At 47.6% G+C, this 15,710-nt stretch carries 13 protein-coding genes; 10 read left to right on the forward strand and 3 right to left on the reverse strand.

The genetic code is table 11. The features are described from left to right. The first annotated feature begins 10 nt into the window (after window positions 1–10). The gene (locus tag ONT08_RS00705; RefSeq protein ID WP_264958748.1) at window positions 11–1,180 is read left to right on the forward strand and encodes an OprO/OprP family phosphate-selective porin; all 1,170 of its coding nucleotides are present in this window, start codon (window positions 11–13) and stop codon (window positions 1,178–1,180) included. A gap of 68 nt (window positions 1,181–1,248) precedes the next feature. On the opposite strand, the gene ONT08_RS00710 is transcribed toward ONT08_RS00705, so the two are convergent. Next, window positions 1,249–2,532, reverse strand: coding sequence for a DUF3078 domain-containing protein (locus tag ONT08_RS00710; RefSeq protein ID WP_264958750.1), 1,284 nt, complete (start codon window positions 2,530–2,532; stop codon window positions 1,249–1,251). 139 nt (window positions 2,533–2,671) lie between these two features. Between ONT08_RS00710 and ONT08_RS00715 the strand changes: the two genes are divergently transcribed. The 7 genes from ONT08_RS00715 (at window position 2,672) to ONT08_RS00745 (ending at window position 8,765) form a co-directional block, all read left to right on the forward strand. Then, on the forward strand, window positions 2,672–4,276 hold the full coding sequence (locus ONT08_RS00715; protein WP_118086068.1) for a CTP synthase: 1,605 nt from the start codon (window positions 2,672–2,674) through the stop codon (window positions 4,274–4,276). A gap of 55 nt (window positions 4,277–4,331) precedes the next feature. After that, window positions 4,332–6,269: a membrane protein insertase YidC gene (gene yidC, locus ONT08_RS00720; RefSeq protein WP_264958752.1), complete on the forward strand. Its 1,938-nt coding sequence runs from the start codon at window positions 4,332–4,334 to the stop codon at window positions 6,267–6,269. Between the two features lie 175 nt (window positions 6,270–6,444). Further along, window positions 6,445–6,708 (forward strand): type II toxin-antitoxin system HicA family toxin, encoded by a 264-nt coding sequence (locus ONT08_RS00725; protein WP_118200010.1) that lies wholly within the window; start codon window positions 6,445–6,447, stop codon window positions 6,706–6,708. Window positions 6,709–6,720: 12 nt separating this feature from the next. Further along, window positions 6,721–7,074 (forward strand): type II toxin-antitoxin system HicB family antitoxin, encoded by a 354-nt coding sequence (locus ONT08_RS00730; protein WP_117727056.1) that lies wholly within the window; start codon window positions 6,721–6,723, stop codon window positions 7,072–7,074. Window positions 7,075–7,232: 158 nt separating this feature from the next. Beyond that, window positions 7,233–7,439 (forward strand): helix-turn-helix transcriptional regulator, encoded by a 207-nt coding sequence (locus ONT08_RS00735; protein ID WP_022111675.1) that lies wholly within the window; start codon window positions 7,233–7,235, stop codon window positions 7,437–7,439. 12 nt (window positions 7,440–7,451) lie between these two features. After that, entirely contained in the window at window positions 7,452–7,820 is a 369-nt protein-coding gene (locus ONT08_RS00740) for a HipA N-terminal domain-containing protein (RefSeq protein ID WP_117692625.1), read from the forward strand. Window positions 7,821–7,823: 3 nt separating this feature from the next. Beyond that, window positions 7,824–8,765 (forward strand): HipA domain-containing protein, encoded by a 942-nt coding sequence (locus tag ONT08_RS00745; protein WP_119236053.1) that lies wholly within the window; start codon window positions 7,824–7,826, stop codon window positions 8,763–8,765. A 129-nt stretch (window positions 8,766–8,894) separates the two neighbouring features. Here ONT08_RS00745 and ONT08_RS00750 read toward each other — a convergent pair whose 3' ends face one another. Further along, window positions 8,895–10,358: a DUF1846 domain-containing protein gene (locus ONT08_RS00750; protein WP_118086066.1), complete on the reverse strand. Its 1,464-nt coding sequence runs from the start codon at window positions 10,356–10,358 to the stop codon at window positions 8,895–8,897. A gap of 198 nt (window positions 10,359–10,556) precedes the next feature. Here ONT08_RS00750 and ONT08_RS00755 point away from each other — a divergent pair, with 198 nt between their 5' ends. Both ONT08_RS00755 and ONT08_RS00760 read left to right on the forward strand, forming a co-directional pair. Continuing rightward, on the forward strand, window positions 10,557–11,840 hold the full coding sequence (locus ONT08_RS00755; protein ID WP_264958756.1) for an O-acetylhomoserine aminocarboxypropyltransferase/cysteine synthase family protein: 1,284 nt from the start codon (window positions 10,557–10,559) through the stop codon (window positions 11,838–11,840). Between the two features lie 53 nt (window positions 11,841–11,893). Further along, window positions 11,894–14,056: a S9 family peptidase gene (locus ONT08_RS00760; protein WP_264958758.1), complete on the forward strand. Its 2,163-nt coding sequence runs from the start codon at window positions 11,894–11,896 to the stop codon at window positions 14,054–14,056. 66 nt (window positions 14,057–14,122) lie between these two features. Here the strand turns inward: ONT08_RS00760 and ONT08_RS00765 are convergent, their stop codons facing one another. Continuing rightward, the gene (locus ONT08_RS00765) at window positions 14,123–15,649 is read right to left on the reverse strand and encodes a peptide MFS transporter (protein WP_264958760.1); all 1,527 of its coding nucleotides are present in this window, start codon (window positions 15,647–15,649) and stop codon (window positions 14,123–14,125) included. Window positions 15,650–15,710 lie beyond the last annotated feature (61 nt).

Here is a 15,710-nt window from a genome sequence, read left to right on the forward strand (position 1 = left end):
TAGAAACAAGATGAAGAAAACCATCATCATGGCGCTCATGGCTGCAGCTTCGGTCTCAGCCAGCGCCCAGCAGAAGCAGACCATCGAAATACCATCATGGTTGAGCAACGTGAAATTGTCGGGTTATGGAATGACCCAGTATCAGTACAGCGGACAGAAAGATGCTGAATCCAACTCATTCAACATCCGTATGGCGCGTATCTCTCTCGAAGGTCGCATAGCAGGCGACTTCTACTGGAAGACTCAGATTCAGTTCAACGGCAACACCTCTACCCTCGGTTCCAGTCCGAGAATGGTGGATCTGTTTGCTGAATGGCAGAAATATGAATACTTCAAGGTGAAAATCGGTCAGTTCAAGAACCCATTCACCTTTGAGAATCCGATGCACCCTATCGACCAGGGCTTCATGGGATATTCACAGAACGTGAGCAAGCTGGCTGGTTTCAGCGACCGTGCCGGTGAGCATGCATCCAACGGCCGTGACATCGGTCTTCAGTTCCAGGGCGATTTCCTCAAGAATGCCAACGGCAGAAACCTACTGCACTATCAGATTGGTGTATTCAACGGACAGGGAACCAATACCAAGGACGTTGACCAGCAGAAGAATGTGATTGGTGGTGTATGGGTAATGCCTGTAAGCGGCATGCGCATCGGTGCCTTCGGATGGACCGGTTCTTATGCAAGAAAGGGAACATGGACCGACGAGCATGATGCCTCCTATACTGCCGACATTCAGGAACGCTCTGGCGTTCGCAAGCTCAGCCAAAACCGCTATGCCTTCTCCTTCGAATACAAGAAAGACGGCTGGACCGTACGTTCTGAGTATATCCACTCTACCGGCAAGGCTTTTGACAAGAGCATCACCAACTTCAACGATGCCAACGCCAAGGACTGCAATCTGAATGCAAAGATTGGCGACAAGGCACAGGGTGTATATGGATTGGTTATCGCTCCATTGGCTCAGCTGCCAAAGAACAGCCGTATCGACGTGAAGGTGCGTTACGACATGTATCAGCCTAACGGCAAGAGCAACATGCAGAGAACCCAGTATGAGGCAGGTTTGAACTTCCACATCGGCAAGCGAATCTCTATCCTTACCGAGTATGCGCTCATCAACGACAAGACACTCGCGAAGCATAATTACTCCATGGCAGATGCCGAGGTTTGCTTCCGATTCTAACAGATACAACAAAGGCTCGCTCCTCAACAGGAACGAGCCTTTATAGTGTTTACTGCCAACACCTTATCCTAGAACGAATAAGAGAAACCTACTGACATGAATTCCTTAAACTGCCAATAGCTATCATCATCCTTGCGCTTCACACCATCGTCGAAACGCGGATAGAGGAAGATGTTGGTAGAAATATAGCGGTTAAACTGAAAGGTAATGGTATTTTCCCACTCTATTTCAGCACGCTTGTAAGTGGTGTATCCCCAGAGACGGGTCTTCCACTTGATATTATCCGCTATTTGCCACGACAGGTCGAAGGTACACTCAGAACCATAATCGGTCATGCCATGCTTCCCCTCATCCAGTCCGTACCGCGTAGCCAGCGACGCTCTGCCCACATACTTCCAGTTGAAAGCCAGAGGAGCCAGATGGGCACTACCCTTCAGGCGGTGATTGAACCAGTCTACATTATAATCCATACCGACAGAGAGGTTCAGATTGAATGGCGAGAAGAAATCGGAATAAACCGTCTTGTCATTACTCTTGTAACCATGCGTAAACTGAGTCTGGCCAATCAGCTGGATGGTATAATACCACTTTCTGGAAGCCTGCAGACCGAGTTTTCCGGTGTATCGTATCATATCGTCGCTCGTCTTCAGCGTATGAACCGTATCACCCTTCGAAGTCTGATACCCCAGGCGCATCTCCACCTTATTATCCCATTTTACCTTCTGCTTGTTATTGTAATTGGCAAACATCGTCACTCTTCCGAGCACCGAATAATTGCTCTCACCACCCTTATACCAGTTGTCAGAAACATAGTTTTGCAGGAACTGCAGATAATAATCGCCACCTATGGTCCAGAAGTTAGGACGAGTGATGACGATATCCATCGGCGCCGCATCCACCTCAATCGCCTTCGGAGCCACCTGTTCTACGATGTCAGTATGATTCTTCTTCGGTTTGTTCTGCGCAGCCAGCGGTGCCCCCACCTCCTTAAGATGAGACTCAGTATTGCGCACCAGGTCGGGACGCTTGAGATATACCTCCATCAGCGTCCGGTCGAGTATCGTTCCGAGCGAATCCTTCGCCCCATCCTGAGGCTTGAGTCGCAACATGCGGGCTGCCGGCCCATGATAGAAGGTGAGCGGCGTAAAGAGCTGGGCATATCTGCTATCCCCGGAATCCATCTTCATGGAATCGATGCGCTGACGGCACATCAAGAGCGAGTCAGCATAGATTTCAGCCAACCTGTTCTTCGATGCCTCTCCGGGCGCCACCTTCTTCAATTTGCGCTGGGCAGAAACAGGCGTCAGAGCCGAAAGGAACGCAAGAACGAGTAATCCAAATTTTATTTTCATACCTTAATTTTATAAATTTTGGGCACAAAGGTAATAAATAATTCATAAATCTATGCCCTTTATTAGAAATATTTTTGCTCATTTCACAAAAATGTCGTAACTTTGCACCCAAATTATTCTAATTTAAATTATAAATATCGTGGCTGAAACAAAGTACATCTTCGTAACTGGTGGTGTGGTTTCTTCTTTGGGTAAAGGAATCATATCTTCATCCATCGGTAAACTTCTTCAAGCAAGAGGTTACAACATTACTATCCAAAAGTTTGACCCATACATCAACATCGACCCGGGTACGCTGAACCCGTATGAGCATGGTGAGTGCTACGTAACGGTAGATGGTATGGAGACCGACCTCGACCTCGGACACTACGAGCGATTCACCGGCATTCAAACTACGAAAGCGAATTCTCTCACCACTGGTCGTATCTACAAGGCAGTCATCGACAAGGAGCGTCGTGGCGATTATCTCGGCAAAACCATCCAGGTGGTGCCTCACATCACCGACGAGATCAAGCGCAACGTGAAGCTGCTCGGCAAGAAGTATCACTATGACTTCGTGATTACCGAGATTGGCGGAACCATCGGCGACATAGAGAGCGCCCCTTACATGGAGGCTATCCGACAGCTGAAATGGGAGCTGGGCAAGAACGCCATCAACGTTCACCTTACCTATGTGCCTTATCTGAAGGCAGCAGGCGAGTTGAAGACAAAGCCTACCCAGCACTCCGTGAAGGAACTGCAGAGCGTAGGTATTCAGCCAGATATCCTGATTCTCCGCACCGAGAAACATCTCGAAGAGGGAATCATGAAGAAGGTAGCAAGTTTCTGTAACGTAGACTTGGACTGCGTGATTCAGAGCGAAGACCTTCCTAGCATCTACGAGGTGCCTGTAAACATGCAGAACCAGGGCCTCGACACCGCCATCCTCCGCAAGATGGGCGAGCCTATCGGCGAGACACCTGCGCTGGGTCCTTGGAAGGCATTCCTCGACCGCAGAAACAAGGCTACAGAGGTGGTAAACATCGGTCTCGTAGGCAAGTACGACCTGCAGGATGCATACAAGAGTATCCGCGAGAGTCTCTCGCATGCCGGCACCTACAACGACCATAAGGTGAAGATTACCTTCATCAACTCAGAATATCTCACAGAAGAGAACGTGGCTGAACAGCTGAAGGGACAGGACGGTATCGTCATCTGCCCAGGCTTCGGCCAGCGAGGCATCGAGGGCAAGATTATCGCCGCCCACTATACCCGCACCCACGACATCCCTACCTTCGGCATCTGCCTGGGTATGCAGATGATGGTCATCGAGTTTGCCCGCAACGTATTGGGCTACAAGGATGCCAACTCACGCGAGATGGACGAGAAGACTCCACACAATGTCATCGACATCATGGAGGAACAGAAGAACATATCAAACATGGGTGGAACCATGCGTCTCGGCGCTTACGAGTGTGTGCTGAAACAGGGTTCACGCGTGTTCAATATCTACAAGAAGGAGCATATTCAGGAACGCCATCGCCACCGCTATGAGTTCAACAACGAGTTCCAGCAGGAATTTGAAAAGAACGGCATGATGTGCGTAGGCAGAAACCCTGAGAGCGAACTGGTAGAAATCGTAGAAATCCCAGGCATGAAGTGGTACGTAGGTACACAGTATCATCCTGAATACCAGAGTACGGTGCTGAAACCACATCCACTTTTCATGGATTTCGTAAAGACAGCAATAGAAAACAAAAAGTAAATATTAGGAGTTAAAGGAGTGATTCCCTTTACTCCTTTAATTTCAAATTTTAAAAATGAACAAGAACAACATTATCGGTTTCCTCCTGATTGCCGTAGTGCTGATTGGCTTTAGCTGGTATAACCAGCCATCTGCCGAAGAACAGAGAGCGGCATTTGTTCAGGACTCCATCGCCAAGGCTAAACATGCCGAGATGGAAAAGGCCAGCAAGGCTGCCGCTGTTAAGCGCCAGGCTGAGGCCAAAGCAAAGGTTGAGGCAGACTCAACCGCCCTCTTCTATTCGGCACTCAAAGGCCAGGCTAAGAAGATTGTATTGAAAAACGAGAAGGTAGAATTAACACTCAACACCAAGGGTGCTACTGTAGAGAAGGCTGTCATCAAGGGCTATGTGGGACACAACCTGCAGGTGAAAGACGGTTCGGCTGATGCCAAGGACGTAACCCTCTTCGACGGTAACGACCAGAGCCTCAAGTTCATGCTCGAGGCTAAGGAGGCCAACATCATCACCAGCGATCTCTACTTCACTCCATCCAACGTGACCGACAAGTCTGTAACCATGACCGCTGTGGCTGGTGAAGGCAAGACGCTCACCCTGACTTATACATTGGGCAATGACTACATGCTGCACATGAGCCTTCAGACAAATGGCATGGCGGGTCTGTTCTCACCTAATTATAACAAGATGGATGTTGACTGGAGCGACAAGGCACGCCAGCAGGAACGTGGTTTCATGTTCGAAAACCGTTACACTACCCTCACCTACCATAATGTAGAGGGCGGTACCGACCACCTCAACGAAGGTAGCGAGAAAATTGACGAGAAGATAGAAGAAACCATCGACTGGGTATCTTTCAAGAACCAGTTCTTCTCTGCCATCATCGTAGCAAAGGATAACTTCGAGAAGGATGCCTTCATGACCTCTATCCCTCAGGAGAAGGGTTCGGGCTATCTGAAGCAGTTCCAGGCCAAGATGAAGACTGCTTTCGACCCAACTGGTAAGAAGGCATCTGAGTTTGAATTCTACTTCGGTCCTAACGACTTCCAGATTCTGAAGAATACCGAGAAGGAAAGTACCTTTGGCAAGGACTTGGAATTCCAGAAACTCGTATACCTGGGATGGCCTATCATCCGCTGGATCAACCGTTTCTTCACACTCTACGTATTCGACTGGTTGAGCAACGTGTTCCCAATGGGTATCGTATTGATTCTCATCACCTTGCTCCTCAAGCTCATCACCTACCCTATGGTGAAGAAGAGCTACATGAGTTCAGCCAAGATGCGCGTGCTGAAACCAAAACTCGAAGCTGCTACAGCTCAGTATAACAAGCCTGAGGACCAGATGCAGAAGCAGCAGGCGATGATGGCGGAATATGCCAAGTATGGTGTAAGCCCATTATCCGGTTGCTTGCCTATGCTGATTCAGATGCCGGTTTGGGTTGCGATGTTCAACTTCGTACCTAATGCCATCCAACTTCGTGGTGAGAAGTTCCTGTGGATGAACGACTTGAGTACCTTCGACCCAATCATCGAATGGAACACCAACATCTGGCTGATTGGCGACCACTTGAGTTTGACCTGTATCCTGTTCTGTGTAGCCAACCTGTTGTACTCATGGATGACCATGCGTCAGCAGCGCGACCAGATGGTAGGTCAGCAGGCAGAGCAGATGAAGATGATGCAGTGGATGATGTATCTCATGCCATTGATGTTCTTCTTCATGTTCAATGACTACTCAGCCGGTCTGAACTTCTACTACTTCATCTCATTGTTCTTCAGTGCCGCAATCATGTGGACCCTACGCAAGACAACCGACGACGAGAAACTCCTTGCCATCCTTGAGAAGCGCTATCAGGAAAACAAGAACAACCCTAAGAAGGCAAGCGGCCTGATGGCAAGAATGCAGGCTCTCCAGGAGATGCAGCGCAAGCAGCAGGAAGAGATGATGCGCAAGCAGGCAGAACTGAACGAGAAGAAAAATAATCTCGGAAAATAAAGATTACCAGATAAAAATGAAAGCGTAATGGATTACCTGAAAAAGGGGTTCATTACGCTTTTTTTGTAGGAGTACATACTTAAAGCCAGGAAAAGATTGTTAAAAAGCCCCAAATACTTGGCAGTGTAACTATTTTTAGTTACATTTGCAGTCGGATACATAAAGAATGTGGAAAATGAACAAGAAAGATAAACTTTTGAAACGTTTCTATAGCCTGCCGAAAGATTTCACTTTCGACGAAATAGTTAGTGTATTTTCCTGCTATGGGTTCCATCAGGAAAACAAAGGAGCAACTTCTGGTTCAAGAGTCATATTTGTCAATGACATAGATGGTAATAGCTACATCATGCACAAGCCTCATCCTTCAAATATAATCAAAGGATATGTTATGAGACAAGTATTCACATTTCTAAAAACTAATGGATATATTAACAAATAGGAGGAACATAATATGGGATTATTAAAATATAAAGGTTATACGGGTAGCGTAGATTATAGTGAGGAGGACAATTGCTTATATGGCAAAGTTCTCGGAATGAGCAAGGATATGATTACCTACGAAGGTCAAGACGTTAATGAATTACGCAAGGATTTTGAAGGCGCAATAGATGACTATCTTGCCTTATGTAAAGCCAATGGAAAGGCACCTCGTGTACCTTATAGTGGCAACTTAAATATCCGCATCACTCCTGAAATCCATAGTCGTATTGCGATGATGGCAATGCAAGCAGGAACAACCATCAATGGTTTTATCCGTGACACACTAGCTAATGTAACAGGAGTTACTCCAGCCACAAACGCATAACATTACCCCTGAAAAGGTATAATTTGTTAAATGATATTATAAATTATACCTTTTCGGGGGTATTTTCATTTTTTATTCGTATATTTGCCCCCGAAAGGGTATAATATAATATTATCCCATATATAATATTACCCGATAGGGTATAAAACAACAAGAACATGAGCAATACATTATCATCATACGTCAAGGAAATGCGCAAGCAATTCGGATTGACGCAAGTAGATCTGGCAGCGAAATCGGGCGTAGGACTCAGATTTGTAAGAGAACTGGAACAGGGAAAGGAAACTTTGCGACTCGATAAAGTAAATCAGGTCCTCCTCCTGTTCGGTCAGGAAATAGGCCCCGTTCCTATCAAAAAAGAATAAAAATAAAATATCATGAAACAAGGAAAAATATATCTCTACGACCAATACGTAGGTCTGCTGACGGAAGACGAGACAGGCTTTACCTTCGCCTATGATTCAGATTATCTGGCATCGGATGGTGCGGAAGCCGTAAGTCTGACGCTTCCCTTATCCGATGAGCCCTACCACGATACCGTGCTGTTTCCATTCTTCGATGGATTAATCCCCGAAGGCTGGCTGCTGAACATTGCAGAAAGCAGTTGGAAAATCAACCAGCGCGACAGAATGTCGCTCCTCCTTGCCTGCTGCAAGGATTGCATCGGAGCAGTAAGCGTGATTCCTACAAACGAATCTCCAGCAGAAGAAATGAATGGTTCACCCCATAAACAGAAAGGAGAATAAGATATGGAGAAATGTCTATATTGTTATAAACCGCTCAAACCTGGTCAGGTAGATTACCATCCCGCCTGCGCACGCAAGCTCTTCGGCACCAAGGAAGCCCCTGTCCTACCCTACGTTAGAAAGGAAATTAGCGACCTGGCAAAACAGGTAGTGCGTGCCCAGACCACCCTCACCGGTGTGCAGGCGAAGCTCTCGCTCGATGTAAATCCGGGCGGAAAGAACGAACCATCCCGCTTCACCATCGTAGGTCTTTGGGGAAAATATATCCTCAAGCCACAAACCGACCGCTACCGCTGTCTACCGGAAATAGAAGACCTCACGATGCATCTCGCCGAAGCCGCCAAGATAGCTGTGGTTCCCCACGGACTGATTCGCTTTGCCGATGGTGAACTCTGTTATATCACCCGGAGAATAGACCGACTGGATGATGGACAAAAGGTTCCGATGGAAGATATGTGTCAGCTGTCAGAGCGCCTTACCGAATACAAATATAAAGGTTCCTACGAGCAGGTAGCCAGACTCATCAAGAAGTATTCCGCCTTCTCGCAGCTCGACCTCGTGAACTATTGGGAAGTGGTCATCTTCTCATGGATCACGGGCAACGCAGACATGCACCTCAAGAACTTCTCGCTATACAACAACCGCAAGTTGGGTTATGGCTTAACCCCAGCCTACGACCTCCTCTGCACGAAGATTGTGATGCCAGAAGATACCGAGGAACTCGCCCTGACACTCAACGGAAGAAAGAGAAAGATTCAGAAATCTGATTTCGTCAAGGTAATGACCGCCTCGGGCCTCAGCGACAAGGTAATCAACAACATCGCCAAAAAGTTCCGCCGATCCATCGTGAAATGGCTCGACCTGATAGAAGCCTCCTTCCTGCCGGACAGCATGAAGAAGGAATACAAGAAACTGATCCTCAGCAGAGTTATGGCATTAAGATAATGTTTCTGTATAAAATAAAAACACCCCCCCCGAAAAGGTATAATTAATCAATCTACGAGATTAACTATAACTTTTCGGGGGTATATTGTTTAAGGCAAATTTGCTTCTTCAATAGTATCCAACCCGAATTTACTTCTTCAATACCGGCTCGCAGGTGATATCCACACCGAGCTTCTTGAAGATTTTCTGGTCTACATCACTCAGCATCACGGTGCAATGAGCCTGACAGCCGCGAAGCTTAGGCAACTGCTCCAATGCCTTCCTGCAGTTCTCATCATTCTCTGAAAGAACAGAAAGAGCTACCAAAACCTCATCCGTATGAAGACGAGGATTGTGACCACCGAGATAATTCACCTTGGTATGCTGGATAGGCTCAATCATCGACTGAGGAATCAGCTTCAATTCATGGTCGATGCCTGCCAACTGCTTGGTAACATTCAGGAGCAAGGCGGCACTACAGCCCAGCAACTCGCTGCTATGACCGCAGATAATGGTACCATCCTCCAACTCAATGGCAGAAGAGGTATGACCCGTCTCCTTCTTATGATTCTTGGCAGCTACCGTCACCTTGCGGTAATCAGTAGTAATCTTAGCCTGATTGAAGAGCATCTGAATCTTATTGATCTCATCATCATTGCAAGCACCAGCCGCCATCTTGTTGGTAGCCGCATAGTAACGGCGGACAATCTCATTCTTGGATGCCTCGCAGCAAGCCTCATCATCAGAGATACAGAAACCTACCATGTTCACACCCATATCTGTAGGCGACTTGTATGGATTGCTACCATAGATACCCTCGAACAGCGCATTGAGCACAGGATAAATCTCTACATCACGGTTATAGTTGATGGCTATCTTGTTATAAGCCTCCAGATGGAACGGGTCAATCATATTCACATCGTTCAGATCGGCAGTAGCAGCCTCGTATGCGATGTTCACAGGATGCTTCAATGGGAGATTCCACACTGGGAATGTCTCAAACTTGGCATAACCGGCACGCACACCACGCTTGTTCTCATTATAAAGCTGACTCAGGCAAACCGCCATCTTACCGCTGCCAGGACCCGGCGCAGTAACAATAACCAGCGGACGCTCTGTTTCAACATAATCGTTCTGACCGAAGCCCTCGTCAGAGGCAATCAGACTCACGTTATGAGGATAGCCCTCGATGAGATAATGGCAGTAAGTCTTGATGCCTTCGCGCTCCAGACGCTGTTTGAAGGCGATGGCGGCAGGCTGGCCATTATAATGAGTGATTACAACAGACCCCACCATGAAACCACGGTTTTGGAACTCACCACGAAGGCGCAACACGTCCTCATCGTATGTAATGCCCAAGTCGGCACGCTTCTTGTTCTTCTCTATATCGGCTGCACTAATCACAATAACAATCTCGATGCTATCGCTGATTTTCTGGAACATACGCAGTTTGCTGTCAGGCTGGAACCCCGGCAAAACTCTGCTGGCATGGTGATCGTCAAAAAGTTTACCGCCCAATTCGAGGTAAAGCTTTCCGTCAAACTGTGAGATTCTCTCCTTGATGTGTTCTGACTGAATCTTCAGATACTTCTCGTTATCGAAACCTATCTTCATACTACTTTAAATAAAACTATATCGCTGTTATTTTGCAAATTTGACTGCAAAAGTACAAAAAAAACTGGCTATAGAACAATGTTTTACGCAAATTATTCTTAATTCTCAAGGATTTGCCGTATCTTTGCATCTTGCAATGGGCAGCATAACATGTCATATCGCAAAAACATGAAGTTTAAAAGAAAACATAACCAACAAATGAAAAAAAAATTACGTACCGCCTCTATCTGCGTGCAGGGAGGCTATGAGCCAAAGAACGGCGAACCTATTGAAGTGCCAATTTATCAAAGCACTACTTTCAAGTATGACAACTCTGAGGAGATGGCTATGCTCTTCGACCTGAAGAAGGAAGGCTACTTCTATACCCGTCTCCAGAACCCTACCAACGATGTTGTGGCTAAGAAGATTGCCGAACTCGAAGGTGGCGTGGGAGCCGTATTAACCAGCAGCGGTCAGGCTGCCAACTTCTATGCTGTGTTCAACATCTGCGAAGCGGGCGACCATATCGTTACATCTAATGAGATTTATGGTGGTACCTTCAATCTCTTCGGTGTAACCCTGAAGAAGCTCGGCATTGAGTGTACTTTCGTGAATCCGAACGATAGCGAAGAAGAAATCCAGAAGGCTTTCCGCCCTAACACCAAGGTTGTTTTCGGCGAAACCATCAGCAACCCGGGCTGCGCTGTACTCGACATCGAGAAGTTTGCACGTATTGCTCACAAGAATGGGGTGCCTCTCATCGTTGACAACACTTTCGCTACGCCTATCAACTGCCGCCCATTCGAATGGGGTGCCGACATCGTTACCCACAGTACTACCAAATATATGGATGGTACCGCTTCACAGGTAGGTGGCGTGGTAGTAGATAGCGGCAACTTCGACTGGATGGCTCATGCTGATAAGTTCCCAGGTCTCTGCACACCGGATGACAGCTACCATGGTCTGACCTATGTGAAGGCTTTCGGCAAGATGGGTTACACCACCAAACTCGTAGCTCAGCTGATGCGCGATCTCGGCAGCATCCCTGCCCCAATGAATTCATTCATCCTCAACCTCGGTCTTCAGAGTCTCCACCTCCGTATGCGCCAGCATTGTGCCAATGCACAGAAGGTGGCAGAGTTCCTGCAGAACGATGAGCGTGTGGCTTGGGTTCATTATAGCGGTCTGGAGGGCGATAAGTATCATGCGCTTGCCCAGAAGTATATGCCAAACGGCACCTGCGGTGTTATTGCCTTCGGATTGAAGGGAGACCGCGAGACAGCCATCAAGTTTATGGATTCTCTCGACATGATCAACATCGTAACCCATGTAGCCGATGCCCGCACCTGTGTGCTCCATCCAGCCAGTCACACCCATCGCCAGCTCAGCGAAGAGCAGCTGAAGGAAGCAGGTGTTGCGCCAGATCTGATTCGCCTCTCCGTAGGTATCGAAGATGTAGAAGACATCCTCGATGATATCAAGCAGGCTTTGGATCAGATTTAAGACAAATAGGATACATAACAACAAAGCAACATTATAACAGTAAAATTAGAAACATGATTAAAGCTATGATTTTAGCTGCTGCGGCTCTCACGATGGGCACAGCTGCTGATGCACAGACTATGATTCAGAAAAATGACATCAAGGTAGAAAACCACCTGATGACTCCTGAGGCTCTCTGGGCAATGGGACGTATCGGTGGCGCCGAAGCTTCGCCTAACGGCAAGCAGGTGGTGTACCAGGTGGGTTACTACAGTGTAAAGGAAAACAAGGGTCATCAGATGCTCTTCATCATGGATGCCAACGGCAAGAACCAGAAGGCACTGACCACCGATGCAAAGAGCGAAACAGATGCTGCCTGGATTCAGGGCGGACAGAAGATTGCCTTCATCCGCGACGGACAGCTCTGGAGCATAAACCCTGACGGTACAGGCAGAAAGCAGCTCACCAACGACAAGCTGGGCATCCAGGGCTTCCGCTTCTCTCCTGACGGCAAGAAGGTGATCCTCATCAAGGAACTCCCTTACCACGGAACCATCAAGGAGAATCCTTCTGATCTTCCATTGGCTACCGGCCGTCTCGTAACTGATATGAACTATCGCCACTGGGACCACTACGTAGAGAGCCTTCTCCATCCTTTCGTGGCTGATGTGGCTGAAGACGGTACCATCAATGCCGGCGAAGACATCCTGAAGGATGAACCATTCGAGTGCCCTATGGCTCCATTCGGTGGCATCGAGCAGCTGGCATGGAGTCCGGATTCCAAGACCATCGCCTATACCTGCCGTAAGAAGGAGGGCGTTCAGTATGCCATCTCTACCGACTCTGATATCTATCTATATAATATAGGTACGCGCGAGACCAAGAACCTCTGCAAGGAGGCTGGCTATGTTGAGCCTAAGATTGATGCAACCAAGAGCATGAAGAACCAGGCTGTCAACGCTCCTGAGAATCTGAAGAACAATCCGGGTTACGACGTAAACCCTCAGTTCTCTGCTGACGGCAAGTACATCGCTTGGCAGAGCATGGCTCGCGATGGCTACGAGAGCGACCGCAACCGCCTCTGTGTTTACGAACTCGCTACCGGCAAGAAGAACTATGTATCAGAGAAGTTCGACTCTAGCGTAGAGGGCTTCATATGGAACAAGGACAACAAGAGCCTCAGCTTCATCGGCGTATGGCACGGAACCCTGAACCTCTATCAGGCTAACTTCAAGGGCGAAGTGAAGCAGATTACCAACGAGTGGGCTGACTACGGAAGCATCTCGCTTGCCAACAACGGCAACAAACTTCTTGCTACCAAGGCTAGCATGAGTCATCCTACTGATATCTACATCGTAACTCCAGGCAAGGATGCGAAGAGTACCAAGGTAGAGCAGATTACCCGCGAGAACGATCATATTCTGAACCAGTTGAATATGGGTAAGTGTGAGCAGCGTTGGGTAAAGACTACCGACGGCAAGCAGATGCTGGTATGGATCATGTTGCCATCTAATTTCGATGCCAACAAGAAGTACCCTACCCTTCTCTTCTGCGAGGGTGGTCCTCAGAGTCCGGTAAGCCAGTTCTGGAGCTACCGATGGAACATCCAGATCATGGCAGCCAACGGTTACGTCATCGTATTGCCTAACCGTCGCGGTCTCCCTGGTTTCGGAAGCGCATGGAACGAGGAGATTTCAGGCGACTGGACAGGCCAGTGCATGAACGATTATCTTTCAGCTATTGATGATGCTGCCAATAATCTTCCTTACGTAGACAAGGATCGTCTGGGTTGTGTAGGTGCCAGCTTTGGTGGTTTCTCTGTTTATTATCTTGCAGGTCATCACAACAAGCGTTTCAAGGCATTCCTCGCTCACGATGGTGCTTTCAACCTGGAGAGCATGTATACCGATACCGAGGAGGCTTGGTTCTCTAACTGGGAATACGAGGATGCTTACTGGAACAAGGACCTGAGTGCCAACGCCAAGAAGACTTACGAGAACAGTCCTCATAAGTTTGTAGACAAGTGGGATACTCCAATTCTCTGCATACACGGCGAAAAGGATTACCGTATCAATGCCAACCAGGGCATGGGCGCCTTCAATGCAGCCCGCATGCGTGGCATCCCAGCCGAGCTCCTCATCTATCCTGATGAGAACCACTGGGTATTGAAGCCACAGAACGGCGTGCTCTGGCAGCGCACCTTCTTCGGATGGTTGGACAAGTGGTTGAAGAAATAACATATACAAAAAAGGCTTGCTTCGAAAAATGAAGCAAGCCTTTTTTGTATATGATATTTCTAAGATTTAGCTTACGCGGTTCAACTTCTTGATGATTGAGAAGATGAAGGCTGCAGATACCAGGCAGATACCGGCGAGAACACCCCAGATGGCAATGAGGTTGAAGTTCTGACCCCACATGATGCCAGGAATCATAACCAACTGGTTACCGATGGCTGTTGCACCAAACCAGAGACCCATCATCAAACCAGCATACTTTGGAGGAGCTACCTTCGATACAAACGAAATACCGATTGGAGAAAGCAGAAGCTCTGCGAATGTAAGGATGAGGTATGTAGAGATGAGGAGGTTAGCACTTACACGTGTACCCTCTGTAGCAGGATCGCCCTGTGTCAAAGGAAGCTCCAAACCCATAGAACCTACAGCCATCCATACGAAACCGAGAGCTGCAACGAGCATACCCAAACCAATCTTCTCTGGCGATGTAGGCTCCTTGCCAATCTTGTGAAGCCATGAGAACAAAGCAACGCTCACTGGTGTCAATGCCACTACATAGCATGGGTTGAACTGCTGGAAGATAGGAGCTTCAACATCTACGGCACCTTCAAGGTTGCTGTACTTGTAGAAGAGGAAAGCGATGGCAGCAACGATGACACCAAGAGAGATGCCCTTTCCCTTGCCAGTCTTGCTCTGTGCCAGACCGAAACAACCGTAAACCACAAAAATGCAGGCTACGAGGTTGGTAACATCGAACGCCATTGACTGCAGACCCTCTGAAGTCTTCTGTGTATAATCGCGGGCAAAGAGTGTCAATGTATTACCGTTCTGATGGAAAGCCATCCAGAAGAAGATAACCACAGCGAATACGAGACAGAGGCAGATGATGCGCTCCTTGGTCTCAGCCTTAGAAAGTTCGTTTGTCTCCTTAGCAGAAGTCTTATCATCCTTACTCTTGGTCTCTGAAGCAAGAACATGCTTGTATGTAAAGCTGAAGGCATAGTAGATAGCGATACTGAAAATCAGTGAAGCACAAGCCACGGCGAATGCAAAGTGGTATGAATCTTCCACCGACACGCTCAGGCTCTCCTGCGCCCACTTCATAATCTTGATGGCAGCAGTAGGAGCAAACATAGCACCGATGTTGATAGCCATATAGAAGAGTGAGAAACCGGAATCACGTTTGCTGGCATACTGTGGCTCATCATAGAGACGGCCTACCATCACCTGCAGATTACCCTTGAACAGACCGGTTCCCAAAGCGATGAGAATAAGTGAAATACCCATAGCAGCAACGGCAACAGTTTCCTTGCCAAGAGGAAGTGAGAGAACAAGATAGCCAATGAACATGATGAAGATACCTGTGGTAACCATACGTCCAAAGCCAAACTTGTCGGCTGCGATACCACCGATGATAGGAAGGAAATAAACCATCATCAGGAATGTAGAGTAAATAGTACTTGCCAATCCGGTTTCAAAACCGAAGTTGGCCTGCAAATAAAGCAAGAACACAGCAAGCATGGTATAATAACCAAAACGCTCACCGGTATTCGCCAAAGCTAAGGCCCACAGACCTTTTGGTTGATTCTCAAACATAATTTTTTATTTTATTATTATTTTATTATTTAGTTATTCTTTTCTCGCAATTTGTGTGCAA

It is taken from the genome of Segatella copri, from assembly GCF_026015465.1.
Classification (GTDB): domain Bacteria; phylum Bacteroidota; class Bacteroidia; order Bacteroidales; family Bacteroidaceae; genus Prevotella; species Prevotella copri_E.

What these genes read in the sequence shown, in the direction of transcription:
- yidC (WP_264958752.1), top strand. Translation starts at nt 4,332, where the DNA reads ATGAACAAGAACAACATTATCGGTTTCCTCCTGATTGCCGTAGTGCTG.
- ONT08_RS00760 (WP_264958758.1), top strand. Translation starts at nt 11,894, where the DNA reads ATGATTAAAGCTATGATTTTAGCTGCTGCGGCTCTCACGATGGGCACA.
- ONT08_RS00730 (WP_117727056.1), top strand. Translation starts at nt 6,721, where the DNA reads ATGGGATTATTAAAATATAAAGGTTATACGGGTAGCGTAGATTATAGT.
- ONT08_RS00725 (WP_118200010.1), top strand. Translation starts at nt 6,445, where the DNA reads ATGAACAAGAAAGATAAACTTTTGAAACGTTTCTATAGCCTGCCGAAA.
- ONT08_RS00735 (WP_022111675.1), top strand. Translation starts at nt 7,233, where the DNA reads ATGAGCAATACATTATCATCATACGTCAAGGAAATGCGCAAGCAATTC.
- ONT08_RS00740 (WP_117692625.1), top strand. Translation starts at nt 7,452, where the DNA reads ATGAAACAAGGAAAAATATATCTCTACGACCAATACGTAGGTCTGCTG.
- ONT08_RS00755 (WP_264958756.1), top strand. Translation starts at nt 10,557, where the DNA reads ATGAAAAAAAAATTACGTACCGCCTCTATCTGCGTGCAGGGAGGCTAT.
- ONT08_RS00745 (WP_119236053.1), top strand. Translation starts at nt 7,824, where the DNA reads ATGGAGAAATGTCTATATTGTTATAAACCGCTCAAACCTGGTCAGGTA.
- ONT08_RS00750 (WP_118086066.1), bottom strand. Translation starts at nt 10,358, where the DNA reads ATGAAGATAGGTTTCGATAACGAGAAGTATCTGAAGATTCAGTCAGAA.
- ONT08_RS00765 (WP_264958760.1), bottom strand. Translation starts at nt 15,649, where the DNA reads ATGTTTGAGAATCAACCAAAAGGTCTGTGGGCCTTAGCTTTGGCGAAT.
- ONT08_RS00705 (WP_264958748.1), top strand. Translation starts at nt 11, where the DNA reads ATGAAGAAAACCATCATCATGGCGCTCATGGCTGCAGCTTCGGTCTCA.
- ONT08_RS00710 (WP_264958750.1), bottom strand. Translation starts at nt 2,532, where the DNA reads ATGAAAATAAAATTTGGATTACTCGTTCTTGCGTTCCTTTCGGCTCTG.